The following is a 26,522-nucleotide window of genomic DNA, read 5'->3' on the forward strand; positions in this document are numbered from 1 at the left end:
CTTTGTCAGAAAATAATAAACAAAAAACTCGAAGTTCGAATAAGAAAAAAAAGAAAAAGATCAGTATTATAAGAGTACTAATTCTAATAATTTTATTGGGGATCTTTATTGTAGGTGGTGCATTAGCTGGATGGGTTTTTGCAATAATAAAATCAGCTGAACCTATTGACGCTAGCCAAATTTATACACTTCTTGATGAAAACTCCTTTATTTATGATGATCAAGGAAATCTCATCGAAAAGGTTGAGGGCGATGGTTTAAGAACAATTGTAAAATATGATAAAATTCCAAAAAATCTCAAAGATGCTTTTATTGCAATTGAAGACCAAGATTTTTTTAATCATACAGGTATTAATCCAAAAAGAATTATAAAAGCACTATGGGAAGATATTAAAGCAGGTGCTCCTGTACAAGGAGCCAGTACCATTACCCAACAGTTAGTAAAAAATCTTTATTTATCAAATGAAAAAAGTATAGAAAGAAAAATTAAGGAAGCATATTATGCTTTTCAACTTGAACAACAATTAACAAAAGAACAAATTCTGGAAGCTTATTTGAATACTGTATATTTAGGCAGTGGTGCAAAGGGTGTCCAAGCAGCAGCACATACTTATTTCAATAAGGATATAAGTGAATTAGATTTAGCGGAATGTGCATTATTAGCTGGAATAACAAAAAATCCTTCTAAATATTCGCCTCTTAAAACACTTAGAAAAGAAGATTTTGATCCTAATAGACATCATATGCTAGATGATAGTGATGAAATTTACACAATTATTTATGATGAAAGATACAAGCCTCGACAGCAATTAGTTTTAAAAATCATGAAAAATGAAAATATGATCACAGAAGAAGAATATCAATCAGCCATAAATGAAGACTTGAGTACTCATTTAAAACCTAAAAGAAACCAAACTTCCGGCATTTCATCATTTTTCACAGATAAAGTAAAAAATGATGTAATAAAAGCCCTTGTAAAGCAATTAGGTAAAACTGAGGAAGAAGCAAAAAATATGCTTTATCATCAAGGACTTCGAATTTACAGCACCATGGATTTAAGAATCCAAAAGATTTTGGAAAAAGAATACGAAGATAATAAAAATTTTCCTGGACTTGTAGCAAGAAAAGACTATCATGGAAATATATTATCAAAAAACAAAAAAGTTCTACTCTATAAATATAATAATATTATTAACAATCAAGGACAACTAATTATTCCAAAAGAAGACTATAAGTATGACCAAGAAGGAAATCTCATACTTTTTAAAGGAAGACGTTTAAATTTTACATCTTTGTATGAAAATGGGAAAATAATTGGTGTTCGAATTTCTGTAAAAGATGCTTATAAATTAAACGCAGCAAAAGAAATTTTGATGCTCAAGGGTGGAAATGTAAAAATTCCAAGTGAATATAAAACATATGATCAATATAAAAATGTTATTGTAAGCCGTGAATTTATCACTTCAAATCCAGAGTTTTTCACTAAAGATAAAAATGGTAACCTATTAATTAATAAAGATCACTACTATATTAGTGATAAAGGGGTTGTACAACCTCAATCAGCTATGGTTATAATGGATCCTTATTCAGGAGAAATTAAAGCTCTTGTAGGTGGTAGAGAAGTTCATGGTAGAAAATTATACAACAGAGCTACTCAGCCAAGACAGCCTGGTTCTTCTATAAAGCCTTTATCTATTTATACACCTGCTATTGACAATGGTTGGACAGCAGCTACTGTTGTAGATGATATCCCTCATTATGATAGTCATGGTCGTATGTGGCCTAAAAACTGGTATAGAGGCTTTAAAGGATTATCTACCCTACGTCAAGGGGTTGAGTGGTCCATGAACGTTTTAGCTGTAAAAATTGGTGAACAAATTGGTGTGCAAACTTCTATAGATTACCTTAAAAAATTTGGTATAACCAGTATAGTGGAAAAGGGTAGAAGCAATGACCTTAACTTATCTGCTGTAGCCTTAGGTGGAATGACAAAGGGAATCAGTCCATTAGAAATGACTGCAGCTTATGCAGCTTTAGCCAATGAAGGCATCTATATTCAACCAAAATCATTTACAAAGGTTACAGACCGTGAAGGCAATGTAATCTTAGAAAATGAAAGCTATAAAAATTTTGTTGCAAGTCCTGAAGCAGCATTTATTGTAACAGATATGATGAGAACTACTGTAACAAATGGAACTGCAACAAGAGCTAGATTAAACAATAAAAATATCCAAGTAGCTGGAAAAACAGGTACAACTTCTGACAGCTATGATGCTTGGTTTGTTGGTTATACACCATACTATGTAGGTGCTGTATGGATGGGCAATGACCTTCACATAGAGCTAGATAAAAAAGCTACAAGAGGAAAGCTTTATCTTTGGAAAAAGGTCATGGATCAAGTCCATGAAGGTCTTCCTGCTAAAAGCTTTAAAAAACCTAAAAATGTTATTTCTGTGGCAGTAGATACAAAATCTGGAAAACTTCCTACAGATCTTAGCAGACTCGATCCTAGGGGTACAGTTAGAAATGAATACTTTATTAAAGGTACAGAGCCAAAAGAATATGATGATGTACATGTTCTATTAGAAATAGATACAAGCACCAATAAACTAGCTACTCCTTATTGTCCTCCATCATTAGTTGAAAAACGAGTATTTGTGAAAAGAAAAATCCCATATGATCCTGCAAAGAATAATGGGATAGTACCAAATGATTATAAATATGAAGCACCAATTGAATATTGTCCTAACCACAATGAATTTACTAATCCACCACCAATAGAATTCATACCTTCTCCACTACAACCAGAAGATAATGCAAATGAAAATAATGATAATATCATTATTGACAGTCAAAACTAAAATAAGGCTCACAAGAGCCTTATTTTTACTTTGGAGTTGTATCTTTAGGTGGTGCTGAGTCTATATCCTTTGTTTTTAAGAAATCAGGCCTATATCTAATTTCAGGAATAGGCTTTCTAAAAAGTACTGTAGCTAATCCCTTTTTATTAAATGGAATCAGAGGCCATAAATAGCTCACTCCTCCAAAGGATTTTGTACGAATCAAAACAATTAGTAAACATACACCTGCACCAAAAAATCCTATGCTTTTAAAAAGTCCAGTACATATTAATAAAATTAATCGAAAGATTCTGATTGCCATAGAAAATTCAATGCTAGGAGTTGCAAACATACCCATACTTGCAATAGCCATATATAGTACAGTTTCTGGAATAAACCATCCTACCTTTACTGCAAATTCACTTAATATCAATCCCCCTATAATTCCTAAAGATGTTGTCAATGCATTTGGTGTATGTATAGATGCAATTCTTAAAATGTCTATTCCTATTTCTAAAGCAAGAAATTGTATAAATAAAGGAATTTTCCCAGTTTCCTTAGGTCCTATAAATTTTAACCATTCTGGAAGGATTCCTTTATTATACACCAACATTAACCATAATGGAGGTAAAATCAAAGAAAGAAACATCCCGAAGAGTCTAACCCACCTCATATAAGTTCCTACTGCGGGATTTTGATAATAATCCTCTGCATGTTGAGTAAAATGAAATATAGTTACAGGAAGAATCATTACACTAGGTGTTGTATCTACCATAATAATAATATGTCCCTCAAACAAATGAGCTGCAGCAACATCTGCTCTTTCTGTATATCTTGCTTGAGGAAGAGGGTTCCAATTTCTTCCTAATATAAATTCTTCCAAACTCTTCTCTGCCATCTCCAATGCGTCTGTATCAATTTGATCTAGCTTTTCCTTTATATCCTCTACAAGCTTTGGATTAGCTATATCTTCTATATATCCTACTACAACATCTGTTTGGGATCTCCTTCCAATTTTGCTCATTTCAAATCTTAACTTTGGATCTCTTACTCTCCTTCTGATTAACGCTGTATTAAATACTATGGTTTCTGTTAAACCATCTCTTGATCCTCTTGTAACCCTTTCTAAATCTGGCTCTTCTGGTCCCCTTGCAGGATATGTCCTAACATCTAATATAATCGCTTCTTCTTCTCCATCAATTAAAATTGTTAAAGCACCTGATAATATCATAAACTTAATCTGATCTATATCCTTACTTGCTTCTACTTCTAAATAAGGAATTTTTTCCCTCATTAATTTTTCAACAATATATCTCCGAAAGTCCTTTGGTTCCAAATTTTGAAGAATTTTCATTATATAAAGCATAATATCATCTTTTGCAAAGCCATCAATAAATAATAATGAAGCTTTTTTATTAGCAATAATAATTTCCCTATTAACAACATCAAAGCTTTTAGATATGCCTAATGCTTCATCAAGAATTTTTAGATTTTCCTCTAGCTTCTTTTTTAACTCCATTGAAGTAACCACTCCTAATTAATATTTCTTCCATTGCTTTTGTAACAATAGGAGCACCAATTTCACAATCATCCTTACCTTCCATTTTTCCTATATCTCCAATGCCGATCACTAATGGGACTTTACACTTATTGATAATGTCTACAGTATCTCCATAAAGAATTTTCCCTTTTTGGGGTAATCCTTCCTTATCTACAGAACCTTTAACAATTTTTCCATCACAAGAAATTGAAAAATCTACTTTGACGCCTTCTACTCCTGGTGTATTTGAAGCAACAGCAACAACTCCTAATATTTCAACATCAGGATGATTAGCGATTTCATATAGTGCACATTCTCCTTCTGCTGTATTAGGACTTCCTTTATCGTCAAGCATCACTACAACCGGGTCATGTTTTGCTGTTTTTATTAATTCTACTATTTCTCTGCCACTCATAGGTGTAGGATTGCCTCCAGAGCGTGATATACATCTTCCTCCTATATTTCTCACAGCTCTTTGAACAGCCCTTTGCGCAACAGTATCACCATCTGTTACTAAAATTACTTTTCTCTTCATATTTCTGATCCTCACTTTTCACTTCTTTGATTTTGGATTAAAAATTAATGCCATTAAATAGCCAAATACTACTGCTGCTGCAATACCTCCTGCACCTGCTTCAACACCTCCTGTAAATGCTCCTAACACACCACTATCCTTTGCAGCTTTCATAGCTCCCTTTGCTAAGCTATATCCAAATCCTAATATAGGTACAGTAGCTCCAGCTCCACCAAATTTTACAATAGGCTCATATATCCCAATAGCTGTCAAAATCACTCCAGATGTAACAAATAGTACCAGTACATGTGCTGGAGTAAGCTTTGTTCCATCCATTAAGAGCTGTCCAATGACACATATGATGCCACCAACAATAAACGCGCGAAAATAATCCATATTCATCACCCTTCTAACTTATTTACAATGGTTACAGCATGGGCAATTCCTGGTATGGTTTGTCCCTGTTGACTACTTGTAGTAGATAATAGTGCCCCTGTTGAAATAAGCAATACTCTATTAAGTTTATTTTTCATCATTTCTTTATATATATACCCACAAAATACAGAAGCTGAGCATCCACACCCACTTCCTCCTGCATGCGTATCCTGAACCTTATTATCAAAAATAAGTAATCCACAATCATTATAAACTTTTATTATATTGTATCCTTTATCTAATACCATTTCTTCAGTGATTTCTTTTCCAACTACACCGAGATCTCCTGTTACAATTAAATCATAACTATCAGGAGCAAATCCTGTATCCTTAAAATGATTGATTATCGTATCTACTGCTGCTGGAGCCATAGCAGCACCCATATTATTTGCATCCTTTATACCTAAATCAATCACTTTTCCAGTTGTTACATGAGTAATTTTAGGGCCTCTTCCATTTGTTCCTAACACAGCAGCACCTGAACCAGTTACTGTCCATTGTGCAGTAGGTGGTCTTTGATTTCCATGCTCTAAAGGAAATCTATACTGCCTTTCAGCTGAACTAAAATGACTTGAAGTAACAGCAACAACATAATCTGCATATCCCCCATCTAAAACCATTGCACCTAGACTTAACGATTCTGCCATAGTAGAACAGGCTCCATATAATCCAAAAAAGGGAATTCCTAAATCCCTTGCAGCAAATGAAGTAGACATCAATTGATTTAATAAATCTCCAGAAAACATATAGTCCATATCTGTAATATTTTTATCTGCTTTATGTATAGCTATTTTTACAGATTCTCTTAGCATCTTGCTCTCAGCTAACTCCCAACTATTTTCTCCATACAAATCATCTGATAAAACCGTATCAAAATAATCTCTTAAAGGACCTTCTCCTTCCTTTGGTCCTACTGTTGTTCCTGTTGCAATAATTACTGGAGGTTTTTGAAACTTTACTGTTTGTTTTCCTATTTTCTTGATAGCCACCTCATCAGCCTCCTTATTTGCTAAGAAAAAAATATATTAATCCAACAATTACAGAAGATGTAAATCCATAAACCAAAACAGGACCTGCTAAAATAAACATCTTTGCTCCTACTCCAAATATATATCCTTCTCTTTTAAATTCCATTGCTGGAGATACAATAGAATTTGCAAAACCAGTAATAGGAATAATCGACCCTCCCCCTGCCCTTTTTCCTAATTTGTCATAAACACCTAATCCCGTTAAAAATGCACCAATAAAAATTAAAATAATTGCAGTAGCTGTTGATACATCATCTTTTTGAAGCCCCATAGCCTTCAAGGTATTTGAAATAAATTGACCTATAGTACAAATAGCCCCTCCTACAAAAAATGCCCATATTGCATTTTTAAAAAAATTAGGCTTAGGACTCTTCTCTTTTACATATTGATTATATTGATACTGCTTATTCAAACTTGCACTCTTTATATTTTTCATAAAGCTTATTTCCTTTCTAATTTTTTATTTGATCTAAAGTTGATTTTATTTTTTTATTAAAAATATTTTCATTTGCTGCTATATTTTCAAATTCTTGCCTTCTTTCCTTTTCTTCTATCTGCTTTAATAGTATAAAATTATTTTCAAAACCTCTATGATGTTTTTTTTTCATTTTTTTCATCCTTCCTATTGGTTTAATAAAATCCAATAAATAAGAGCTCCAATTACTTTCCCTCCTGCTAAAGCTATAAATATATATTTTATATAATCATAAAGCATAAACCTACTTACAATAACAGGAATTACATTAGTTACTTCTGTTAAAGCAGAAGCCAATAGCCCTACAAAGGTGCCCATTAAAAAACCTACTATACATACCATTATTTTTCCTAAATGAATATGTATACCTAAAAAATTTGATAATGATATAGTAGTGACCGTTACAGCAATCGCCATTTCATAAACTTTAATATAGTTTTCTGTATCTGTAAGCTGAGCAAGTCTTGGTACAATATCTAATATAGTTAAAAATGCAATTAGTGCAGTTCCTACAATTACACCTTCAGAAAATCCTACAAATACAGCTAAAAATTTAAGGAGCAAAATCCTTCACCAACCTATTTTTTTTCTTCTGTGTTTTTCTGATTTTTCAAAATATATCCATCTATATTTTTCCTATAAGACGCCATTTCAACCTCCATAGGACTTGGTTCATTGCGAAAGCGTTTTGGCAGAATATGATTAAAAAATACTGCCATACCAAAACCAATACCTAAAGAATATGGGATTTGTAAGATTAACGGTCTCTTTTCATCTATTCCCGTAATCATTTTATAAACTTCCCTATGAGCCTCTCTCATATTTACATCTGCATGAAAATTCATAAGCGCTAAACCAGATCCTACAAAAAGAACTATACATACGATGCAAAGCTTAAATATCAACCAGGCTTTACTTTCATTTTTGTGGCTACTTGCAATTTTTACTAAAATCTCAGCTTCTCCTATAGGAAATATTTTTACATCTGGATATTTTTTTGAGATAATTTCCATAATCGTTAAGATAGAAACAACAATATGTTCCTGAGCATTTTTAGGAACTTCTAAAATTTCTAAGTCTAATAATTCCTCTTTTATATGATTTTCCGCTAATATAATGACTAAATTTTTTATAAACACTTTATTCCCGGGCATTACCTCATACCCATCCTTTAATTGAATATATATATCTTTTTTAAACATTTCTTCACACCTTTGAATTTTCATTTAATAAATTCTCAAAAACTAATTTTGCTTTTTTATATTGATTAGTTTTTGGTTTATTTATAAATAAAAAAAATGAAGTAATAGTAATGAGTAAAAGAAACATTGTCAAAAGAAAATATTTTCTTTTATTGATCATCATAAAATCACCTCTTCAAATTCTTTACTTTTATTATTCTCAATTCATAGAACTAAAATTCTTTAAATTTCAATTCACTATTTTTACAAAACAAAAAGACATGTATTTTACCATGTCTTCTCTAATAGTTCCTTCATATGACTTAAAACCTTTTTTTCTATTCGTGATACCTGTACTTGTGAAATTCCTAGCATTTGTGCAATTTCTGTCTGGGTTTTATCTTTAAAATATCTTAAAACAATAATTTTTCTTTCCCGTGGCTTTAATTTAGAAAGAATTTCTATTAATGCAATCCGATCTAGCACTTCACCTTCATTTTCAGTTTGTGTTTCACTTATTTTATCAATCAAATGAACTGGTGCACCATCATCTTGATGAATTACATCATACAAATAATCTGGTTGAATATTTGAATCTAAAGCCATAACAATTTCTTCTTTTGATATATCTAACACCTCAGATATTTCCTGTAATGTTGGTTCTCTTCCATGTTTTTTAAACAATAATTCCTTCGTACTTTTTACTTTTGCAGCTGTTTGCTTCAATGAACGGCTTACCTTAATCATCCCGTCATCTCTTAAGAATCTTTTTATTTCTCCAATAATCATTGGTACTGCATAAGTTGAAAATCTTACATCATAATGAAAATCAAATTTTTCTATCGCTTTTACAAGTCCTATACAACCTAGCTGATATAAATCTTCTTTTTCATATCCTCTGTTCATAAACCTTTTCAAAACACTTCTTACAAGACCTAAATTATGGCTTACCAATGTATTTTTCGCATCTTGATCCCCCGTCTGTGCCTTTTTTATCAATTCAATAGTTTCTTCATGACTCAATATTTTATTTTGCTCCTCGGATAATGCACTCATTCCCATATTATCTACCCCTTAGTCATCAACGCTTCCGAATTTTTTTAGCATTCTAATCTTTGTTCCAACATCTTTTTTTGTTTCTATTTCTACAGTATCCATAAAAGTCTCCATCACCGTAAAACCCATTCCTGATCTTTCTAATTCTGGCTTTGAAGTATATAATGGTTGTCTAGCCATTTCTACATCTTCAATACCTTTTCCTTTATCCTCTATAATGATTTCTATTTCATTATCAGAAATACTGCATTCGACTATAACAGTACCCTCTTTTCCTTCATATCCATGTATAATAGCATTAGTTACTGCTTCAGATACAGCAGTTTTTACATCAGCTAATTCTTCAATAGTAGGGTCTAGCTGTGAAGCAAAGGAAGCTACTACAACCCTAGCAAAGGCTTCATTTTGTGACTTACTCATGAATTCTAGTTTCATATGATTTTTCCCTGTCAATTCCCTCACCCCTTTATAATTTTTCTATTGCCTCTTTTTTATTATCAAACCTCTTGATTATATTAAATAATCCAGACATTTTAAATATCCGTTCTACTCTATTGTTCATATTAATTACCCCAGCTTGTCCACCTAATTTTTGAACTTTCTTGTACCTTCCTATTACTACCCCAATTCCTGAACTATCCATAAAATGCATACCTTCTAAATCAAAAATAATATTCTTAACATTATTATTATCAATTTCTTTATCAACCTCTGCTCTAATTTCTTCAGCTGTATGATGATCTAATTCTCCGTCCAATTTAACAATTAAATGATTGTGAATTGTTTCAAAATGAATACGCAATATAATCCCTCCCTTTCTTCTTTAAATATTCTTGAAGCCTTTTCTTTTTCCTTTGATGAAAATTGACTAGTTTTGTAATATATAAATTTTTCAATAAAAAAGTGACGATAATCTTTACCATCGCCACTTAAATCACTCATTATTCTTCTACAGATACCTCTATTACTTCCATGCTCTCTACAGCTTCTTTTACTAACTTTTTTACATCTAGCTTACTTTCTGATTGTAAAATTTTATCTAATCTAGGCTTTGTAACAGGTCTTTTAGGTAAAAATACTGTACAGCAATCTTCATGAGGCAATATAGATGTTTCATAGGTATCTATTTTTTTTGCAATATCCATAATATCAACTTTGTCTAAAGCTATTAGCGGTCGAAATACAGGCATTTCTACTGCATGATCAGTAACTGTAAGACCTTGAATCGTTTGACTTGCTACTTGCCCAATGCTTTCTCCTGTAACCAAAGCATGACACCCTTCCATTTTTGCAATTCTTTCTGCAATCTTCATCATAAATCTTCTTGATAAAATAGTCATTTCATCTTCAGGACATTTTTCATTGATCTCTTTTTGTATAGGTAATAAATTTACACAGTGAAGACGTATATTACCACAATATTTCACAAGAATCCTTGCTAGATCGATCACCTTTTCTTTTGCTCTTTCACTTGTAAATGGATAGCTATGATAATGAACAGCTTCTATATTCATTCCCCTTTTAGCCATCATCCAAGCTGCTACTGGACTATCAATTCCTCCAGACAATAGTACCATAGCTGTTCCATTTGTTCCTAAAGGAAGTCCACCATATCCTGATATTTTTTTAGAATATACATATGCTTGTTCCCTTATATCTACATATAAAATCATATCTGGATTATGTACATCTACTTTTATATCTTGTGTATGAGTTAAGACATATCCTCCAACCATTCTTGATATTTCTGGAGACTTCATTGGAAAGCTTTTGTCTCCTCTTCTTGCCTCAACCTTAAAAGTTTTTATGCCAGCTTCTTTTATTCTCTCATGCATATGCTTTAATGCAACCTCATAAATTGTTTCCATATCCTTTTGCATCTCATATGCAGGACTCACAGATACAATACCAAATACTTTTATAACCCTTTCAATAACTTCCTCTTCATCATATCCATCCATATCAACATATACAAGTCCTCCTGCTTGCCATATATGCAGCTCGCCTAAATCACTCAAATTAGACGCAATATGATTTGTCAATTTTTTTATAAAATAGGATTTATTCAATCCCTTTAAAGAAATTTCACCATATCTTACAATTAATACTCTTTTCATTTGATCACCTCTTCATAATCTTTCTTATATCTTTTACATGTTTTTTTATTTTGTCTACTGCATAGTCAATTTCTTCTTTAGTGTTATGATAAGAAAAGCTAAAACGAATAGCTCCTTCTATTTCATCTTCCTTAAGTCCCATTGCTTTTAGCACATGACTCTTTGAACTTTTCTTTGATGAACAAGCTGAGCCAGTTGATACATAAATACCATCTTGCTCAAGACTATGAAGCAATACTTCTCCTTTTATACCTAGAAAACTGATATTTACAATATGAGGTGCACTCCCATTTTTTTCATAGCCGTTAATTTTAATATCTTTTATTTCATTTTTTATATGCTCTATAAAAGTATTTTTTAACATCCACATCTTCGAAATATTGCTATCTATATTTTCATATAAACCTCTAGCAGCTTCACCTAAACCAAATATTCCTGGAATATTTTCAGTCCCAGATCTCATACCTGTTTCTTGATTTCCTCCATAAAGAATAGGGGATACTCTTAAATTCTTTCTAATAAATAAAGCTCCAATTCCTTTTGGTCCGTGAATTTTATGTCCACTAATAGACAAGAGATCTGCACCTAATTTTTTAGGTGTAAATTTAATTTTACCAAAAGATTGAATCGCATCTACATGGAATATTGGTTTATTACTAGCGTTTTTAATGATTTTCCCTATTTCTTCTATAGGCTGGACTGTTCCCACTTCATTATTTACATGCATAATACTTATCAAAATGGTATCATCTGATAAATTCCTTTTAAGCTGCTCTAAATTAATTTTTCCAAAACCATCTACATCTAAATAAATGACTTCATATCCATTTGTCTCTAAATTCTTATATACATTTAAAACTGAAGGGTGTTCAATTTTCGTTGTAATAATTTTTTTTCCTTTTCTATTTTTAGATGCTACAACCCCCATTATAGCTGTATTATTTGACTCTGTACCTCCTGAAGTAAAAATTATTTCTTGCTCACTTGCTCCTAATGCTTTTGCTAACTGTTTTCGAGCCGATTTCATTAATCGCTCTACTTCAACCCCCTTGCGATGAAGTGATGATGGATTTCCATAATAATCTATAAGCCCTTTTAGCATCATATCCACAACTTCTTTATTCGGTTTTGTAGTAGCACTATTATCTAAATAAACTTCCATTTCCAACATCTCCATTATCATAAATTGTTTATATCTTTCCATATTTTATATGAAACTACTGTCTTTGTAAAGCGCTTTGCTACAAACTTATTATTGCCTCCTTTAATAAAAAATGATACATTATACAGTATTTTAAAAGGATGTTCTAAAACGTTATTTTTTACAAAAAAAATTTTTACAAAAAAAATGTCAAAAAGCTTGTCAATTTTGTCGGTTTTTGTTATAATTTGTTTAGTGGTTATCCCCCTGATAACCTCGATAATATAATCTCTATTCCCAATACCCCTTTTGAACGTAAACCAACAAAAGAACCAGTCCATATGGACTGGTTCTTTTGTTTTTTTGTATCAAATAGTTTGTTTTTTTATATTTATCTGTTAACATATTTATTAGGATCATATATCAATTCTTTATTCATAAGGAGGAAGCGTTCATGAAAAATCCAAATAAGGTAGCAGTTGTATTTACCGGTGGAACTATTTCAATGAAAATAGACCCTAGAATATCTGCTGCTATCCCTGCTCTATCTAGTGAAGAAATTATGTCTATGGTAACAAATATTGATAAATACGCTGATATTGAAATTGTGAATTTCGATAGGATCCCAGGTCCTCATATGACTCCTAAAAAAATGATGAAGCTATCAAAGCTTGTAAAAAAACTAATATTAAGAGAAGATATTACTGGTGTTGTTGTAACTCATGGAACAGATTCCCTTGAAGAAACTGCTTATTTACTAGATCTTACTATTAACAGTACAAAACCTATTATTATAGTTGGTGCAATGAGAAATAGTTCTGAACTTGGTTATGATGGTTCAAGCAATCTTTCTGCTGCCATATGTACTGCTATATCTGAGCAAGCAAAAAATAAAGGTGTTTTAATAGTAATGAATAATGAACTAAACGCTGCTAGTGAAGTCACAAAAACACACACATTGTCCTTAGATACTTTCAAATCTATGGAATTTGGTCCTTTAGGAATTGTTGATAATGATGAAGTAATATTTTATAGAGATATTACAAAGCATGCTCATATAGAAACAGCAACTATTGAAACAAACGTAGATCTAATCAAAACTGCTGTAGGTATGGATGCTAGATTAATTAAATATTGTGTAGATTCAGGTGCTAAAGGTATCATCATTGAAGCAATGGGAAGAGGTAATGTGCCTCCTGCAATGGTTGAAGGTATTCAATATGCAATTGATCATAACGTAATAATAGTTATGGTATCTAGATGTCCTATGGGAAGAGTACTCGACACCTATGGCTATGAAGGCGCAGGAAGACACTTAAGAAATCTTGGTGTTATTTTAGGAGGAAACCTCCCTGGACAAAAAGCTAGAATCAAACTTATGCTAGCTTTAAGTATCACAAAAGAAAGAAAAATTATTAAAGAAATATTTGAAAAAGATTTTTATAGATAAAGAATCAGGATTTTTATATCCTGGTTCTTATACTAATACCTCCATAATTACATATTCAGAATTCTTATTTAAATCAATAAAAGATTTTCCTATCTTTATTAAAGGCCTTGTAGGCATTTGTTTATTAATCAACACAATTTCACCAATATCTCCTGTATTTAATTTTACAATATTTCCAACATAAAAGTTTGAAATATTCCAAAGAAATTGATTTGCAATATACGGATCTAACGCACCAAATCTATCTTGTGCAATGAGTTCAGCAACCTTAAAAGGAGATTCTTTAGATTTATATACTCTCTCTGATGTCATCGCATCAAATATATCTGCAATAGCAATAATTCGTGCAAATTCATGAATACGTTCTCCCTTAAGTCCTAAAGGATATCCTCTACCATCTATTCTTTCATGATGCTGAAGCACAGCACAACATATATCGAATTTAATTTCATCTTGTCTTTGAAGCATTTCATAACCTAATGTTGCATGTCCTTTCATAATTTTACACTCATTCCTAGACAATCTTCCCGGTTTATTTAAAATTTCTTTAGGAATTTTTGATTTTCCTATATCATGCAACATTCCTGCTACACCTAATTCATTTAACTCATTCTCAGTATAATTCATCCATTTTCCAATCATTACAGATAAAATACATACATTTATAGAATGCTTATAGGTATAGTCATCTACAATCTCAAGTCTTCTTAAACGTGACAATACATTATTATCTATCATCACTTCTTGTATTAAATGAGAAACTGATTCTTGTATAATTTCAGATTCAATCTTTTTTCCAAGGCTTACTTCTTCATAAACTCTTTTAAAAGATGCTAAACTTTTTTGATATTGTTCATTTAATCTTTTATCTATTTTATTATTTAAATTATATTCTAATACTTCTTCTTTTACTGCATCTTGTTCCATAACATAAACATATATAATATTCATATTCTGTATGCGCTTAATATGTTCATCTGTTATTCTTGTTCCTTGAGTTAAAAACACCAAATCATATTTTCCTATAATATCTTGAGCCAAAACCATTCCTTCTTTTAAATCTTTTGTACTTATTAATTTCATCCTATATCCCCTCTTTCAGGATAAATAGCCTTTTCCTTGATGTTATATATTTCTACATATTTCTCTATATTCCTCCAATATCTATCATTTTTTGATTAGTATCTTATAATTTTGTGGCCGCATTTTGAACAATAATTTTCTTCATCGTCTATAGCTTCACCACAAAATCTACAATACGCTAATCCTTTGATCCTATAAATACGTGCCTTCATCCTATTTTTCTGTGCTTCCATTCTTTGAATTTCTCTACATTTTCCTTTAATCTGCCCTACAGGCATACTACTATCATTGCTAAGAAAATATTTATATACTAATTCTCCAATATATAATTTTGCTTCTTCTATCTCATCTTCAATATTTTTTAGATCAAGCTTTAATTCAGTTATTTCAATAATTTCATCTGTTTTCTGTGATATTTTCTTAGTACCTGATGATACCTTATCCGCTAATTTATCTAAAAAATCCACTATTAACACTCCCCTTCTAATATCAATATATTCTATATTTTGATATTAGATATATATATAGGGATCCAACTCAAGAAATTAAAAAAGAGTTAAAAATATAATTCATCAAACAGTAGCTAGATGTTCAGAAGATGAATTATTTAATGATTTTTCATCAGTTTACCAAAAACTCAATTCTCTTAAAAACAAAATGAAGTCTATTGTATATGCAAAAAGCTTTTATAAATAATTAAACTTTGAAGTTGGATCCCTATAGATAAACAACATCAACATAAAAAAAGAAATATATAAAGATAAGTGAATGACTTTGATAACTTTTGTAAAAAAACTTACTGAAATTTCATAAAAAATACGTTAAGAACCTTCATTGTTTGAACGAAGTGAGTTTTGAAGGTTTAGTATTTTTTCATGAAATGAAGTTTTGTTTTTTCAAAAGTTATCTGGAATGAACTATCTTTTATATTTCATTTTAAAGTTGGATCCCTATATATATACTATAAATGTTCATTAATCCTTTTAAGTATGATATATTATAATATATTAGTAAAAAATAGGAGTTGATATTTTGGAAATCATACAATATAATCTTGAAGAAACATTACATATGCCAAAAAATTTTTTAGATCTATATGGTGATGCAAATTTTGCTATATTCGATATTGAGACGACAGGTCTAAACCCTCGTTTTCATAAAGTCATTCTTATAGGGCTTTTATACATAGAAAATGGTAAAATTTCTATAAAACAATTTTTCTGCAACAATAAAAAAGAAGAAAAGGAACTATTATCTGCCTTTAAAGAAGAAATTCAAGAATTTGATATTTTAATAAATTATAATGGAAACACATTTGATATCCCTTTTTTAAATAAAAGATTTTTAGCCAATGAAATTGATTATTCTATTAAAACCTACCAAAGTATTGATCTTCTCAAACTAATTAGAAGGGTTCAAAAAAAACTTAATCTTAATAATTGTAAGCTAAAATCTGTAGAAGCGTATTTAGGTATTCATAGAAATGATAAAATTTCAGGTAAAGAAAGTGTTACCCTTTATAATCAATATGAAAAAGAAAAAAACAAACAAATAAAAGATATTATTCTGCTTCACAATTATGACGATCTATATTATTTTAGTAAAGCTTTTATGATATTAGATAAGATTCATATTGAACAAATTCTCCAAGCCTTTCCTCAAATTTTTCATATTTATAAAAAAAATACATGCTATATTTCAAAGCAATATATTAAAGACAATTCTTTTCATTTAGAAGGAGTCTATAAAAATAATCATATAAATAACTATATCGCTTATGAAAATGGTTTTTGTTTTGAATATGTAAAAAATACAAATACTTTCAAAATCAAAATTCCATTATATAAAGGTCGTCTTTCTTCTGGTGATAAATGCTTATATATTGATCTGTGTGATTTTTCATTTCCTTGTAGAAAAAATCAATCAAATGATTTCATTCCTGAAAATATTATTCTATTCAAACAGAACAATCATATAAAGCCTTTAGATATTCACTTATTTATATCAAAGCTTATACCATATATTTTTAATCAAATGCAATAAAAAACAAGCTCAAATGAGCTTGTTTTTTATTGGTGCCCAGAGGCGGAATCGAACCTCCGACACGGGGATTTTCAGTCCCCTGCTCTACCGACTGAGCTATCTGGGCAAATATTCATCTATATATTATATATGGTGGGCCTTCAGGGATTCGAACCCCGGACCTGCCGGTTATGAGCCGGACGCTCTAACCAACTGAGCTAAAGGCCCCTATAAAAAAAAATGGTGGGCTTGGGAGGACTCGAACCTCCGACCTCACGCTTATCAGGCGTGCGCTCTAACCACCTGAGCTACAAGCCCCAATCAATGGTCGAGGTGGCAGGATTTGAACCCGCGGCCCTCTGGTCCCAAACCAGATGCGCTACCAAACTGCGCTACACCTCGATTTTTTTTATGATTGGCAGGGGCAGAAGGACTTGAACCCTCGGCACGTGGTTTTGGAGACCACTGCTCTACCAACTGAGCTATACCCCTAAAATGGTGGGCCTTCAGGGACTCGAACCCCGGACCTGCCGGTTATGAGCCGGACGCTCTAACCAACTGAGCTAAAGGCCCTCATTTGGCGGAGAAGGCGGGATTCGAACCCGCGCACCGATTACTCGGCCTAACGGTTTAGCAAACCGTCCTCTTCAGCCTACTTGAGTACTTCTCCAAATCTGGCGGAGGGGGTGGGATTCGAACCCACGGCCCCTTTCGGAGTCACTGGTTTTCAAGACCAGCTCCTTAAACCACTCGGACACCCCTCCATATTTGGTGACCCATCCGCGGCTCGAACGCGGGACACCTTGATTAAAAGTCAAGTGCTCTACCGACTGAGCTAATGGGTCTTATGGCTGGGGTAGCAGGACTCGAACCTACGAATGCCAGAGTCAAAGTCTGGTGCCTTACCGACTTGGCGATACCCCATTATTTTATGGCGGGTCCACAGGGACTCGAACCCCGGACACACGGCTTAGAAGGCCGTTGCTCTATCCAGCTGAGCTATGAACCCTTATTGGAGCGGATGATGGGAATCGAACCCACGCTACCAGCTTGGAAGGCTGGAGTTCTACCATTGAACTACATCCGCATATCTTGGAGCGGAAGACGGGATTCGAACCCGCGACCCTCGCCTTGGCAAGGCGATGCTCTACCACTGAGCCACTTCCGCAATTAATTGGTGGAGGAGAGTGGATTCGAACCACTGAAAGCTTAGCTAACGGATTTACAGTCCGCCCCCTTTGGCCACTCGGGAACTCCTCCTAATTCTTTGGAGCTGGCGAAGGGAATCGAACCCCCAACCTGCTGATTACAAGTCAGCTGCTCTACCGTTGAGCCACACCAGCACATTTATTGGCGACCCGGAAGGGGCTCGAACCCTCGACCTCCAGCGTGACAGGCTGGCATTCTAACCAACTGAACTACCGGGCCATAATCAAATTTTAATGGTGGGCGCAATAGGGATCGAACCTATGACCCCCTGCTTGTAAGGCAGGTGCTCTCCCAGCTGAGCTATGCGCCCAAAATGGTGACCCATCCGGGAATCGAACCCGGGTTACCGCCGTGAAAGGGCGGTGTCTTGACCGCTTGACCAATGGGCCTTAATGGTTGCGGAGGCAGGATTTGAACCTACGACCTTCGGGTTATGAGCCCGACGAGCTGCCAGCTGCTCCACTCCGCGATATTTTGGTGCCGGGGACCGGAATCGAACCGGTACGGTCTGTAAGGACCGCAGGATTTTAAGTCCTGTGCGTCTGCCAGTTCCGCCACCCCGGCATTCTTTGGCTCCAAGGGTGGGACTCGAACCCACAACCTATCGGTTAACAGCCGAGTGCTCCACCATTGAGCTACCTTGGAACACAAACCAGCGGCGACCTACTCTCCCAAGGCGTCTCCGCCTAAGTACCATCAGCGCTGAAGGGCTTAACTTCTGTGTTCGGTATGGGAACAGGTGTGACCCCTTCGCTATTGCCACTGGATTTTTTTGAGGACAAGATATATTTTATCTCGTTTTTCGCAGTTTGTCAACACTTTTTTAAAGAATTTGCATTTTTTCAGTCCTACACAAATCCTTATACATACTAATGTTGAGTTAAGACAAAATTTATTTTACCACCTTGCTAGAATTTTGTCAACTGCTTTTTTATACCCTCAAAACTAAACAATGCATATTTTGGTCAAGCCCTCGACCTATTAGTATCGGTCAGCTAAAGACATTACTGCCCTTACACCTCCAACCTATCAACCAGATCGTCTTTCTGGGGTCTTACTGGATTAACTCCATGGGAAATCTTATCTTAAGGGGGGCTTCGCGCTTAGATGCCTTCAGCGCTTATCCCTTCCGTACATAGCTACTCAGCTGTGCCACTGGCGTGACAACTGATGCACCAGAGGTACGTCCATCCCGGTCCTCTCGTACTAAGGACAGCTCCTCTCAAATTTCCTACGCCCACAGCGGATAGGGACCGAACTGTCTCACGACGTTCTGAACCCAGCTCGCGTGCCTCTTTAATGGGCGAACAGCCCAACCCTTGGGACCTACTTCAGCCCCAGGATGAGACGAGCCGACATCGAGGTGCCAAACCTCCCCGTCGATGTGGACTCTTGGGGGAGATAAGCCTGTTATCCCCGGGGTAGCTTTTATCCGTTGAGCGATGGCCCTTCCACTCGGAACCACCGGATCACTAAGCCCGACTTTCGTCCTTGCTCGACCTGTGTGTCTCGCAATCAAGCTCCCTTCTGCCTTTGCACTCTTCGCGCGATTTCCGACCGCGCTGAGGGAACCTTTGGGCGCCTCCGTTACTCTTTAGGAGGCGACCGCCCCAGTCAAACTGCCCACCTGACAGTGTCCCAAAGCTGGATTCACAGCTTATGGTTAGAACTTCAGTATTACAAGAGTGGTATCCCAACGTCGACTCCACACACACTGGCGTGCATGCTTCTCAGTCTCCCACCTATCCTGTACATGTAATACCAAAATCCAGTGTCAGGCTACAGTAAAGCTCCACGGGGTCTTTCCGTCCTGCTGCGGGTAACCGGCATCTTCACCGGTACTACAATTTCACCGAGTCTATTGTTGAGACAGTGCCCAAATCGTTACGCCTTTCGTGCGGGTCGGAACTTACCCGACAAGGAATTTCGCTACCTTAGGACCGTTATAGTTACGGCCGCCGTTTACTGGGGCTTAAGTTCTGTGCTTCACTTTCGTTAACACTTCCCCTTAACCTTCCAGCACCGGGCAGGCGTCAGCCCCTATACATCGTCTTTCGACTTAGCAGAGACCTGTGTTTTTGCTAAACAGTCGCTTGGGCCTATTCTCTGCGGCCACCTCGGGCTTGCACCCTAACGTGGCACCCCTTCTCCCGAAGTTACGGGGTCATTTTGCCGAGTTCCTTAACAATAGTTCTCTCGCTCGCCTTAGGATTCTCTCCTCACCTACCTGTGTCGGTTTGCGGTACGGGCACCTACAATCTCGCTAGAGGCTTTTCTTGACAGTGTGGAATCAGTAAGTTCGCTACTTGTTTTTCGCTCCCCATCACGTCTCAGAATTATCGAAACGGATTTGCCTATCTCGACTTCCTAAACGCTTGGACGCACACAACCAACGGTGCGCTTAACCTATCCTCCTGTGTCACCCCATTGCTCAAACGATTTTCGGTGGTACAGGAATTTCAACCTGTTGTCCATCGCCTACGACTTTCGTCCTCGGCTTAGGTCCCGACTAACCCTGAGTGGACGAACCTTCCTCAGGAAACCTTAGGTTTTCGGCGGGCAGGATTCTCACCTGCCTCTCGCTACTCATGCCAACATTCTCTCTTGTATACAGTCCACTGCTCCTTACGGTACAGCTTCAACCCGTATACAATGCTCCCCTACCCATCCCAAAGGGATGCCGTAGCTTCGGTGACAGGTTTGAGCCCCGGTAATTTTCGGCGCAGGATCACTCGACTAGTGAGCTATTACGCACTCTTTGAATGAATGGCTGCTTCTAAGCCAACATCCTAGTTGTCTATGCAATCCCACATCCTTTTCCACTTAACCTGTACTTAGGGACCTTAGCTGACGGTCTGGGCTGTTTCCCTCTCGACTATGAATCTTATCACACATAGTCTGACTCCTAAAATTATGATTACGGCATTCGGAGTTTGATAGTCTTCGGTAACCGGTGAGGGCCCCTAGGACATTCAGTGCTCTACCTCCGTATCACAACTTTTAAGGCTAGCCCTAAAGCTATTTCGGGGAGAACCAGCTATCTCCGAGTTCGATTGGAATTTCTCCGCTATCCACAAGTCATCCCAGCCTTTTTCAACAGACATGGGTTCGGTCCTCCACGAAATTTTACTTCCGCTTCAACCTGCTCATGGATAGGTCACCCGGTTTCGGGTCTACGGCATACAACTAAAATCGCCCTATTCAGACTCGCTTTCGCTGCGGCTCCGTAGCATAACTACTTAACCTTGCTGCATACCGTAACTCGTTGGCCCGTTCTACAAAAAGTACGCGGTCGTTCATAAAAAGAACTTCCACTGCTTGTAAACATAGGGTTTCAGGTTCTATTTCACTCCCCTCCCGGGGTTCTTTTCACCTTTCCCTCACGGTACTATGCGCTATCGGTCACCAGGTAGTATTTAGCCTTGGGGGGTGGTCCCCCCTGCTTCCCACAAGGTTTCACGTGTCTCGTGGTACTCTGGAGTATACTCAAGCTAGACTAAGTTTCGCCTACAGGACTATTACCTTCTACGGTGAGCCTTTCCAGACTTCTTCAACTACTTATTCTTCGCTCTTATGAGTATATCCGCAACCCCTAAAGAAAATTCTTTAGGTTTGGGCTAGTCCCCTTTCGCTCGCCGCTACTTAGGGAATCGAGTTTTCTTTCTCTTCCTCAGGGTACTTAGATGTTTCAGTTCCCCTGGTATGCCTACCATTACCTATGGATTCAGTAATAGTTACTTAAGTATTACCTTAAGTAGGTTTCCCCATTCGGAAATCCCCGGATCAACGCTTGCTTGCAGCTACCCGAGGCTTATCGCAGCTTACCACGTCCTTCATCGGCTCCTGGTGCCAAGGCATCCGCCCTATGCTCTTTATAGCTTGACCAGTAAAAATTGTATTTTATATGCATTGTTCAGTTTTCAAAGTACATGTGGTGGAGACGAGGGGGATCGAACCCCTGACCCCCTGCGTGCAAGGCAGGTGCTCTCCCAGCTGAGCTACGTCCCCATAATTAACTTTTGAAGGTTTGATCCTTCAAAACTATACAGTGTAAGTTAAGCCTTTCTCCTTAGAAAGGAGGTGATCCAGCCGCACCTTCCGATACGGCTACCTTGTTACGACTTCACCCCAGTTATTGATTTCACCTTCGGCAGCTTCCTCCATAAGGTTAGATAGCTGACTTCGGGTGCCCCCAACTCCCGTGGTGTGACGGGCGGTGTGTACAAGACCCGGGAACGCATTCACCGCGGCATTCTGATCCACGATTACTAGCAACTCCAGCTTCATGTGGGCGAGTTGCAGCCCACAATCCGAACTGAGACTGGCTTTTAGGATTTGCTCCAGATTACTCCTTCGCTTCCCGTTGTACCAGCCATTGTAGCACGTGTGTAGCCCAGAACATAAGGGGCATGATGATTTGACGTCATCCCCACCTTCCTCCGAGTTATCCCCGGCAGTCTCTCTAGAGTGCCCATCCGAAATGCTGGCAACTAAAGACAAGGGTTGCGCTCGTTGCGGGACTTAACCCAACATCTCACGACACGAGCTGACGACAACCATGCACCACCTGTCTCTCTGTCCCCGAAGGGATTTCACCGATTAAGGTTAATGCAGAGGATGTCAAGTCCTGGTAAGGTTCTTCGCGTTGCTTCGAATTAAACCACATGCTCCGCTGCTTGTGCGGGTCCCCGTCAATTCCTTTGAGTTTCAGTCTTGCGACCGTACTCCCCAGGCGGAGTGCTTAATGCGTTAGCTGCGGCACCGAAGGGATGAACCTCCGACACCTAGCACTCATCGTTTACGGCGTGGACTACCAGGGTATCTAATCCTGTTCGCTCCCCACGCTTTCGTGCCTCAGCGTCAGTTACAGTCCAGAGAGTCGCCTTCGCCACTGGTGTTCCTCCTAATATCTACGCATTTCACCGCTACACTAGGAATTCCACTCTCCTCTCCTGCACTCAAGCCAATAAGTTTCCAAGGCTTACTACGGTTGAGCCGTAGCCTTTCACCCCAGACTTTATCGGCCGCCTACGCACCCTTTACGCCCAGTGATTCCGGATAACGCTCGCCCCCTACGTATTACCGCGGCTGCTGGCACGTAGTTAGCCGGGGCTTCCTCCTAAGGTACCGTCAGTTTTCTTCCCTTAGGACAGAGTTTTACGACCCGAAGGCCTTCATCACTCACGCGGCGTTGCTGCATCAGGCTTTCGCCCATTGTGCAATATTCCCCACTGCTGCCTCCCGTAGGAGTCTGGACCGTGTCTCAGTTCCAGTGTGGCCGATCACCCTCTCAGGTCGGCTACTGATCGTTGCCTTGGTGAGCCGTTACCTCACCAACTAGCTAATCAGACGCGGGCCCATCCTATACCGCTAAAGCTTTGACTCATGTACCATGCGGTACTAGAGCTTTATCAGGTATTAATCCCGGTTTCCCGAGGCTATCCCTGTGTATAGGGCAGGTTGCCCACGCGTTACTCACCCGTCCGCCGCTTTCCACTAATCAAATCTCCCGAAGGATCATCGACAGCTTCTCGCTCGACTTGCATGTGTTAGGCACGCCGCCAGCGTTCATCCTGAGCCAGGATCAAACTCTCAAATAAAAGAATTCGAATTGAACGTTTCTCGTTTATAACGAGTATCTGGCTTAATTTCTTACACTATATAGTTTTCAAAGATCAAATTTTTACTCAATCGCCGTTTAGCGACTTAATCAGTTTAACATTTTTGCTCCGGTTTGTCAAGAACTTTTTCACCATCATTTGCATCCCTCATTTAATTTTTTCTTTTTAAGGGTTGCACCTTGCGGCGACATGTTATATATTAGCATATAATTTTTGTATTGTCAACAATATTTTTCATTTTTTATGAAAATAACAAGCAATAAACATATTATTTTTATAACTTTTTATATACTTTAGGGAAACTACCTCAAAATTTTAAACACTAGTGAAATATTACTTCATTATTATCTATTCATTTATTCTACCATCATTATAATGCTTTCTACATAATGGTACATACAATTCATTTCCACCTATCTGTATTTGTTCTCCATCTTTTATAATTTTTCCATTTATAACTCTTGCATTGGTTGTAGCTTTTCTTCCACACCAACATATAGTCTTTATTTCCTCAATTTTATCAGCATATACTAATAACCAATAAGATCCTTCAAATAGTTCATTCCTAAAATCATTTTTAAGTCCATAACATAAAACCGGTACATTACAACTATCAACAATTTCAACAAGTTCTTCTATATGATGCTTTTTCAAAAATTGACATTCATCGATAATTACACAATCTATCTTTTGTTTACTATTCTCTTGTAAAAATATACTCAATACATTTGTTTCATCATCAATAATAATCGCTTCTTTTTCCAAACCTACTCTTGATATAATCTTGCCTATACCATATCTATCATCTAATGCTGAAGTTAATACTAAAGCTCTCTTCCCTCTTTCTTCATAATTGTATGCAACCTTAATAACTTCAATAGATTTTCCTGCATTCATTGTACTGTATCTATAATAAAGCTGTGCCACATATCATCCCTCCTATAATTTTTTTAATATAATCCAATATCTCATCATTTGCACTATTTATATATTGGATATTTCCTCAAAATTTCCTTTAAACAATTTTTTGTAAATCTAAACTACAACCAATACAAGCAACAGCAGTTTTCGTACATTTTCTAAAAATCTTTCCTACAAAAATCATATATATAGGGAGCCAACTCAAGAAATTAAAAAAGAGTTAAAAATATAATTCATCAAACAGTAGCTAGATGTTCAGAAGATGAATTATTTAATGATTTTTCATCAGTTTACCAAAAACTCAATTCTCTTAAAGACAAAATGAAGTCTATTGTATATGCAAAAAGCTTTTATAAATAATTAAACTTTGAAATTGGATCCCTATAAATAAACAATATCAACATTAAAAAATATATGAATATAAGTGAATGACTTTGATAACTTTTGTAAAAAAACTTACTGAAATTTCATAAAAAATACGTTAAGAACCTTCATTATTTGAACGAAGTGAGTTTTGGAGGTTTAGTATTTTTCATGGAATAAAGTTTTGTTTTTTCAAAAGTTATCTGGAATGAACTGTTCTTTATATTTCGTTTTGAAGTTGTTTACCTATATATCTATAATCAAAAATATTTTGGATATACTATAAATAATATTTATTCTATCTTGTTTACAGTTAGTCTCATATTTCAATCTGAAATTTTTTAACTTAGGAGTTGATTTTATGTCCAAAAACAGGCTAGTTGTTCCTCAAGCTAGAAAAGCTTTAGACCAATTCAAACTAGAAATGGCAAAAGAATTAGGCATATCCCTCCTTAATATTACAGATAATAAATATTTAGCTTCATATCATACAGGTTTAATCACTAAAAAGTTAGTAGAGATAGGTGAAAAACAATTATTAGATAAATAAAAATAGAGGACACGAATTCCTGTCGTATCCTCTATTTTTATGGTGCGCCCAGAGAGATTCGAACTCCCGACCTTCTGATTCGTAGTCAGACACTCTATCCAGCTGAGCTATAGGCGCATATTCAAAAAAAAAAATTGGAGGCGGCACCCAGATTCGAACTGGGGAATAAAGGTTTTGCAGACCTCTGCCTTACCACTTGGCTATGCCGCCATTTTTTGGTGACCCATCCGCGGCTCGAACGCGGGACACCTTGATTAAAAGTCAAGTGCTCTACCAACTGAGCTAATGGGTCTTATGGCTGGGGTAGCAGGACTCGAACCTACGAATGCCAGAGTCAAAGTCTGGTGCCTTACCGACTTGGCGATACCCCATTATTTTTGGGGTGGATGATGGGATTCGAACCCACGCATGCAGGAGCCACAATCCTGTGTCTTAACCGCTTGACTACATCCACCATATTGGAGCGGATGATGGGAATCGAACCCACGCTACCAGCTTGGAAGGCTGGAGTTCTACCATTGAACTACATCCGCATATCTTGGAGCGGAAGACGGGATTCGAACCCGCGACCCTCGCCTTGGCAAGGCGATGCTCTACCACTGAGCCACTTCCGCAATTAATTGGTGGAGGAGAGTGGATTCGAACCACTGAAAGCTTAGCTAACGGATTTACAGTCCGCCCCCTTTGGCCACTCGGGAACTCCTCCTAATTCTTTGGAGCTGGCGAAGGGAATCGAACCCCCAACCTGCTGATTACAAGTCAGCTGCTCTACCGTTGAGCCACACCAGCACATTAGCACATTTATTGGCGACCCGGAAGGGGCTCGAACCCTCGACCTCCAGCGTGACAGGCTGGCATTCTAACCAACTGAACTACCGGGCCATAATCAAATTTTAATGGTGGGCGCAATAGGGATCGAACCTATGACCCCCTGCTTGTAAGGCAGGTGCTCTCCCAGCTGAGCTATGCGCCCAAA

21 protein-coding genes, 33 tRNA genes and 3 rRNA genes are annotated in these 26,522 nt (G+C 36.6%); 4 read left to right on the plus strand and 53 right to left on the minus strand.

The features are described from left to right. The first annotated feature begins 2 nt into the window (after window positions 1–2). Window positions 3–2,861, plus strand: a complete 2,859-nt coding sequence (locus KVH43_RS00220; RefSeq protein WP_218283000.1) for a penicillin-binding protein 1A — start codon at window positions 3–5, stop codon at window positions 2,859–2,861. A gap of 25 nt (window positions 2,862–2,886) precedes the next feature. Here KVH43_RS00220 and KVH43_RS00225 read toward each other — a convergent pair whose 3' ends face one another. The 14 genes from KVH43_RS00225 to KVH43_RS00290 form a co-directional block, all read right to left on the minus strand. Next, window positions 2,887–4,359, minus strand: a complete 1,473-nt coding sequence (locus tag KVH43_RS00225) for a spore germination protein (RefSeq protein WP_218283001.1) — start codon at window positions 4,357–4,359, stop codon at window positions 2,887–2,889. Further along, a complete protein-coding gene (gene spoVAEA / locus KVH43_RS00230; RefSeq protein WP_218283002.1) occupies window positions 4,316–4,915 on the minus strand; it encodes a stage V sporulation protein SpoVABEA in 600 nt (199 codons plus the stop codon). Before spoVAEA ends, KVH43_RS00225 begins: the two co-directional genes overlap by 44 nt. 18 nt (window positions 4,916–4,933) lie before the next feature. After that, on the minus strand, window positions 4,934–5,290 hold the full coding sequence (gene spoVAE, locus KVH43_RS00235) for a stage V sporulation protein AE (RefSeq protein WP_218283003.1): 357 nt from the start codon (window positions 5,288–5,290) through the stop codon (window positions 4,934–4,936). 5 nt (window positions 5,291–5,295) lie between these two features. Beyond that, window positions 5,296–6,318, minus strand: coding sequence for a stage V sporulation protein AD (spoVAD, locus tag KVH43_RS00240; protein WP_218283004.1), 1,023 nt, complete (start codon window positions 6,316–6,318; stop codon window positions 5,296–5,298). A 13-nt stretch (window positions 6,319–6,331) separates the two neighbouring features. Further along, window positions 6,332–6,793, minus strand: a complete 462-nt coding sequence (spoVAC, locus tag KVH43_RS00245) for a stage V sporulation protein AC (protein ID WP_218283005.1) — start codon at window positions 6,791–6,793, stop codon at window positions 6,332–6,334. Window positions 6,794–6,809: 16 nt separating this feature from the next. Continuing rightward, the gene (locus KVH43_RS00250) at window positions 6,810–6,965 is read right to left on the minus strand and encodes a hypothetical protein (protein WP_218283006.1); all 156 of its coding nucleotides are present in this window, start codon (window positions 6,963–6,965) and stop codon (window positions 6,810–6,812) included. 14 nt (window positions 6,966–6,979) lie between these two features. Beyond that, entirely contained in the window at window positions 6,980–7,396 is a 417-nt protein-coding gene (locus tag KVH43_RS00255) for a stage V sporulation protein AB (RefSeq protein ID WP_218283007.1), read from the minus strand. Window positions 7,397–7,410: 14 nt separating this feature from the next. Beyond that, window positions 7,411–8,034, minus strand: a complete 624-nt coding sequence (locus KVH43_RS00260; protein WP_218283008.1) for a stage V sporulation protein AA — start codon at window positions 8,032–8,034, stop codon at window positions 7,411–7,413. Window positions 8,035–8,038: 4 nt separating this feature from the next. Then, window positions 8,039–8,197, minus strand: a complete 159-nt coding sequence (locus KVH43_RS00265; protein WP_218283009.1) for a hypothetical protein — start codon at window positions 8,195–8,197, stop codon at window positions 8,039–8,041. 104 nt (window positions 8,198–8,301) lie between these two features. Then, window positions 8,302–9,075, minus strand: coding sequence for an RNA polymerase sporulation sigma factor SigF (sigF, locus tag KVH43_RS00270; protein WP_218283010.1), 774 nt, complete (start codon window positions 9,073–9,075; stop codon window positions 8,302–8,304). A 12-nt stretch (window positions 9,076–9,087) separates the two neighbouring features. Next, complete coding sequence (spoIIAB, locus tag KVH43_RS00275; protein ID WP_218284032.1) at window positions 9,088–9,504, minus strand: anti-sigma F factor; 417 nt, start codon at window positions 9,502–9,504, stop codon at window positions 9,088–9,090. 31 nt (window positions 9,505–9,535) lie between these two features. Further along, window positions 9,536–9,871 (minus strand): anti-sigma F factor antagonist, encoded by a 336-nt coding sequence (gene spoIIAA, locus KVH43_RS00280; RefSeq protein WP_218283011.1) that lies wholly within the window; start codon window positions 9,869–9,871, stop codon window positions 9,536–9,538. A gap of 139 nt (window positions 9,872–10,010) precedes the next feature. Next, on the minus strand, window positions 10,011–11,186 hold the full coding sequence (thiI, locus tag KVH43_RS00285) for a tRNA uracil 4-sulfurtransferase ThiI (protein ID WP_218283012.1): 1,176 nt from the start codon (window positions 11,184–11,186) through the stop codon (window positions 10,011–10,013). 4 nt (window positions 11,187–11,190) lie between these two features. Beyond that, window positions 11,191–12,348 (minus strand): cysteine desulfurase family protein, encoded by a 1,158-nt coding sequence (locus KVH43_RS00290; RefSeq protein ID WP_218283013.1) that lies wholly within the window; start codon window positions 12,346–12,348, stop codon window positions 11,191–11,193. Window positions 12,349–12,781: 433 nt separating this feature from the next. Here KVH43_RS00290 and KVH43_RS00295 point away from each other — a divergent pair, with 433 nt between their 5' ends. Continuing rightward, window positions 12,782–13,777: an asparaginase gene (locus KVH43_RS00295; RefSeq protein WP_218283014.1), complete on the plus strand. Its 996-nt coding sequence runs from the start codon at window positions 12,782–12,784 to the stop codon at window positions 13,775–13,777. A 27-nt stretch (window positions 13,778–13,804) separates the two neighbouring features. Here the strand turns inward: KVH43_RS00295 and KVH43_RS00300 are convergent, their stop codons facing one another. Then, the gene (locus KVH43_RS00300; RefSeq protein WP_218283015.1) at window positions 13,805–14,860 is read right to left on the minus strand and encodes an HD-GYP domain-containing protein; all 1,056 of its coding nucleotides are present in this window, start codon (window positions 14,858–14,860) and stop codon (window positions 13,805–13,807) included. A gap of 95 nt (window positions 14,861–14,955) precedes the next feature. After that, complete coding sequence (locus KVH43_RS00305) at window positions 14,956–15,327, minus strand: zinc ribbon domain-containing protein (RefSeq protein WP_218283016.1); 372 nt, start codon at window positions 15,325–15,327, stop codon at window positions 14,956–14,958. A 565-nt stretch (window positions 15,328–15,892) separates the two neighbouring features. On the opposite strand from KVH43_RS00305, the gene KVH43_RS00310 reads away from it, so the two are divergent. Continuing rightward, entirely contained in the window at window positions 15,893–16,903 is a 1,011-nt protein-coding gene (locus KVH43_RS00310) for a ribonuclease H-like domain-containing protein (RefSeq protein ID WP_218283017.1), read from the plus strand. A gap of 30 nt (window positions 16,904–16,933) precedes the next feature. Here KVH43_RS00310 and KVH43_RS00315 read toward each other — a convergent pair. The 26 genes from KVH43_RS00315 to KVH43_RS00440 all read right to left on the minus strand — a co-directional run bounded on the left by KVH43_RS00315 (window position 16,934) and on the right by KVH43_RS00440 (window position 24,639). Next, window positions 16,934–17,009, minus strand: a tRNA-Phe gene (locus KVH43_RS00315). 24 nt (window positions 17,010–17,033) lie between these two features. Then, window positions 17,034–17,110 (minus strand) — tRNA-Ile (locus KVH43_RS00320). A gap of 13 nt (window positions 17,111–17,123) precedes the next feature. Next, window positions 17,124–17,200: transfer RNA gene (locus KVH43_RS00325), tRNA-Ile, on the minus strand. Between the two features lie 7 nt (window positions 17,201–17,207). Then, a tRNA-Pro gene (locus KVH43_RS00330) sits at window positions 17,208–17,284 on the minus strand. A 14-nt stretch (window positions 17,285–17,298) separates the two neighbouring features. Further along, window positions 17,299–17,374 (minus strand) — tRNA-Trp (locus KVH43_RS00335). Window positions 17,375–17,378: 4 nt separating this feature from the next. Further along, window positions 17,379–17,455 (minus strand) — tRNA-Ile (locus KVH43_RS00340). A 5-nt stretch (window positions 17,456–17,460) separates the two neighbouring features. Continuing rightward, window positions 17,461–17,552 (minus strand) — tRNA-Ser (locus KVH43_RS00345). A gap of 5 nt (window positions 17,553–17,557) precedes the next feature. Next, a tRNA-Ser gene (locus KVH43_RS00350) sits at window positions 17,558–17,646 on the minus strand. Between the two features lie 5 nt (window positions 17,647–17,651). After that, window positions 17,652–17,727 (minus strand) — tRNA-Lys (locus KVH43_RS00355). A gap of 3 nt (window positions 17,728–17,730) precedes the next feature. Beyond that, window positions 17,731–17,806 (minus strand) — tRNA-Gln (locus KVH43_RS00360). Window positions 17,807–17,814: 8 nt separating this feature from the next. Next, window positions 17,815–17,891: transfer RNA gene (locus tag KVH43_RS00365), tRNA-Arg, on the minus strand. Window positions 17,892–17,895: 4 nt separating this feature from the next. Then, a tRNA-Gly gene (locus tag KVH43_RS00370) sits at window positions 17,896–17,969 on the minus strand. A gap of 6 nt (window positions 17,970–17,975) precedes the next feature. After that, window positions 17,976–18,050, minus strand: a tRNA-Gly gene (locus tag KVH43_RS00375). Between the two features lie 7 nt (window positions 18,051–18,057). Beyond that, window positions 18,058–18,142, minus strand: a tRNA-Tyr gene (locus tag KVH43_RS00380). Window positions 18,143–18,150: 8 nt separating this feature from the next. Further along, window positions 18,151–18,225: transfer RNA gene (locus KVH43_RS00385), tRNA-Thr, on the minus strand. Between the two features lie 8 nt (window positions 18,226–18,233). Continuing rightward, window positions 18,234–18,310: transfer RNA gene (locus tag KVH43_RS00390), tRNA-Asp, on the minus strand. A 15-nt stretch (window positions 18,311–18,325) separates the two neighbouring features. Continuing rightward, a tRNA-Val gene (locus KVH43_RS00395) sits at window positions 18,326–18,401 on the minus strand. A gap of 4 nt (window positions 18,402–18,405) precedes the next feature. Then, window positions 18,406–18,480, minus strand: a tRNA-Glu gene (locus tag KVH43_RS00400). Window positions 18,481–18,484: 4 nt separating this feature from the next. Next, a tRNA-Met gene (locus tag KVH43_RS00405) sits at window positions 18,485–18,560 on the minus strand. Between the two features lie 6 nt (window positions 18,561–18,566). Further along, window positions 18,567–18,655, minus strand: a tRNA-Leu gene (locus KVH43_RS00410). 6 nt (window positions 18,656–18,661) lie between these two features. Beyond that, window positions 18,662–18,736: transfer RNA gene (locus KVH43_RS00415), tRNA-Asn, on the minus strand. 5 nt (window positions 18,737–18,741) lie between these two features. Beyond that, window positions 18,742–18,858, minus strand: a 5S ribosomal RNA gene (rrf, locus tag KVH43_RS00420). A gap of 194 nt (window positions 18,859–19,052) precedes the next feature. Next, a 23S ribosomal RNA gene (locus tag KVH43_RS00425) occupies window positions 19,053–21,976 on the minus strand. A 47-nt stretch (window positions 21,977–22,023) separates the two neighbouring features. Further along, a tRNA-Ala gene (locus tag KVH43_RS00430) sits at window positions 22,024–22,099 on the minus strand. A gap of 65 nt (window positions 22,100–22,164) precedes the next feature. Further along, window positions 22,165–23,691, minus strand: a 16S ribosomal RNA gene (locus tag KVH43_RS00435). The 16S, 23S and 5S rRNA genes sit together here with 22 tRNA genes alongside, the layout of an rRNA operon. A 369-nt stretch (window positions 23,692–24,060) precedes the next feature. Beyond that, window positions 24,061–24,639, minus strand: a complete 579-nt coding sequence (locus tag KVH43_RS00440; protein WP_218283018.1) for a thymidine kinase — start codon at window positions 24,637–24,639, stop codon at window positions 24,061–24,063. Between the two features lie 718 nt (window positions 24,640–25,357). On the opposite strand from KVH43_RS00440, the gene KVH43_RS00445 reads away from it, so the two are divergent. Next, the gene (locus KVH43_RS00445) at window positions 25,358–25,546 is read left to right on the plus strand and encodes an alpha/beta-type small acid-soluble spore protein (RefSeq protein ID WP_218283019.1); all 189 of its coding nucleotides are present in this window, start codon (window positions 25,358–25,360) and stop codon (window positions 25,544–25,546) included. A gap of 40 nt (window positions 25,547–25,586) precedes the next feature. On the opposite strand, the gene KVH43_RS00450 is transcribed toward KVH43_RS00445, so the two are convergent. From KVH43_RS00450 to KVH43_RS00500, 11 genes are all read right to left on the minus strand, one after another. Further along, window positions 25,587–25,663 (minus strand) — tRNA-Arg (locus KVH43_RS00450). Between the two features lie 18 nt (window positions 25,664–25,681). Then, a tRNA-Cys gene (locus KVH43_RS00455) sits at window positions 25,682–25,756 on the minus strand. Window positions 25,757–25,762: 6 nt separating this feature from the next. Further along, window positions 25,763–25,838 (minus strand) — tRNA-Lys (locus KVH43_RS00460). A 3-nt stretch (window positions 25,839–25,841) separates the two neighbouring features. Further along, window positions 25,842–25,917 (minus strand) — tRNA-Gln (locus KVH43_RS00465). 7 nt (window positions 25,918–25,924) lie between these two features. Further along, a tRNA-His gene (locus tag KVH43_RS00470) sits at window positions 25,925–26,000 on the minus strand. 5 nt (window positions 26,001–26,005) lie between these two features. Next, window positions 26,006–26,079 (minus strand) — tRNA-Gly (locus tag KVH43_RS00475). 6 nt (window positions 26,080–26,085) lie between these two features. Next, window positions 26,086–26,160 (minus strand) — tRNA-Gly (locus tag KVH43_RS00480). Between the two features lie 7 nt (window positions 26,161–26,167). Further along, window positions 26,168–26,252, minus strand: a tRNA-Tyr gene (locus tag KVH43_RS00485). A gap of 8 nt (window positions 26,253–26,260) precedes the next feature. Further along, window positions 26,261–26,335 (minus strand) — tRNA-Thr (locus tag KVH43_RS00490). 16 nt (window positions 26,336–26,351) lie between these two features. Then, a tRNA-Asp gene (locus KVH43_RS00495) sits at window positions 26,352–26,428 on the minus strand. Window positions 26,429–26,443: 15 nt separating this feature from the next. After that, window positions 26,444–26,519: transfer RNA gene (locus KVH43_RS00500), tRNA-Val, on the minus strand. Window positions 26,520–26,522: the final 3 nt, after the last annotated feature.

The sequence above is a fragment of the Crassaminicella indica genome, assembly GCF_019203185.1.
Classification (GTDB): domain Bacteria; phylum Bacillota; class Clostridia; order Peptostreptococcales; family Thermotaleaceae; genus Crassaminicella; species Crassaminicella indica.

What these genes read in the sequence shown, in the direction of transcription:
- KVH43_RS00445 (WP_218283019.1), top strand. Translation starts at nt 25,358, where the DNA reads ATGTCCAAAAACAGGCTAGTTGTTCCTCAAGCTAGAAAAGCTTTAGAC.
- spoVAE (WP_218283003.1), bottom strand. Translation starts at nt 5,290, where the DNA reads ATGGATTATTTTCGCGCGTTTATTGTTGGTGGCATCATATGTGTCATT.
- KVH43_RS00260 (WP_218283008.1), bottom strand. Translation starts at nt 8,034, where the DNA reads ATGTTTAAAAAAGATATATATATTCAATTAAAGGATGGGTATGAGGTA.
- thiI (WP_218283012.1), bottom strand. Translation starts at nt 11,186, where the DNA reads ATGAAAAGAGTATTAATTGTAAGATATGGTGAAATTTCTTTAAAGGGA.
- spoVAC (WP_218283005.1), bottom strand. Translation starts at nt 6,793, where the DNA reads ATGAAAAATATAAAGAGTGCAAGTTTGAATAAGCAGTATCAATATAAT.
- KVH43_RS00290 (WP_218283013.1), bottom strand. Translation starts at nt 12,348, where the DNA reads ATGGAAGTTTATTTAGATAATAGTGCTACTACAAAACCGAATAAAGAA.
- spoVAEA (WP_218283002.1), bottom strand. Translation starts at nt 4,915, where the DNA reads ATGAAGAGAAAAGTAATTTTAGTAACAGATGGTGATACTGTTGCGCAA.
- sigF (WP_218283010.1), bottom strand. Translation starts at nt 9,075, where the DNA reads ATGGGAATGAGTGCATTATCCGAGGAGCAAAATAAAATATTGAGTCAT.
- KVH43_RS00300 (WP_218283015.1), bottom strand. Translation starts at nt 14,860, where the DNA reads ATGAAATTAATAAGTACAAAAGATTTAAAAGAAGGAATGGTTTTGGCT.
- KVH43_RS00225 (WP_218283001.1), bottom strand. Translation starts at nt 4,359, where the DNA reads ATGGAGTTAAAAAAGAAGCTAGAGGAAAATCTAAAAATTCTTGATGAA.
- KVH43_RS00265 (WP_218283009.1), bottom strand. Translation starts at nt 8,197, where the DNA reads ATGATGATCAATAAAAGAAAATATTTTCTTTTGACAATGTTTCTTTTA.
- spoIIAB (WP_218284032.1), bottom strand. Translation starts at nt 9,504, where the DNA reads ATGAAACTAGAATTCATGAGTAAGTCACAAAATGAAGCCTTTGCTAGG.
- KVH43_RS00250 (WP_218283006.1), bottom strand. Translation starts at nt 6,965, where the DNA reads ATGAAAAAAAAACATCATAGAGGTTTTGAAAATAATTTTATACTATTA.
- KVH43_RS00295 (WP_218283014.1), top strand. Translation starts at nt 12,782, where the DNA reads ATGAAAAATCCAAATAAGGTAGCAGTTGTATTTACCGGTGGAACTATT.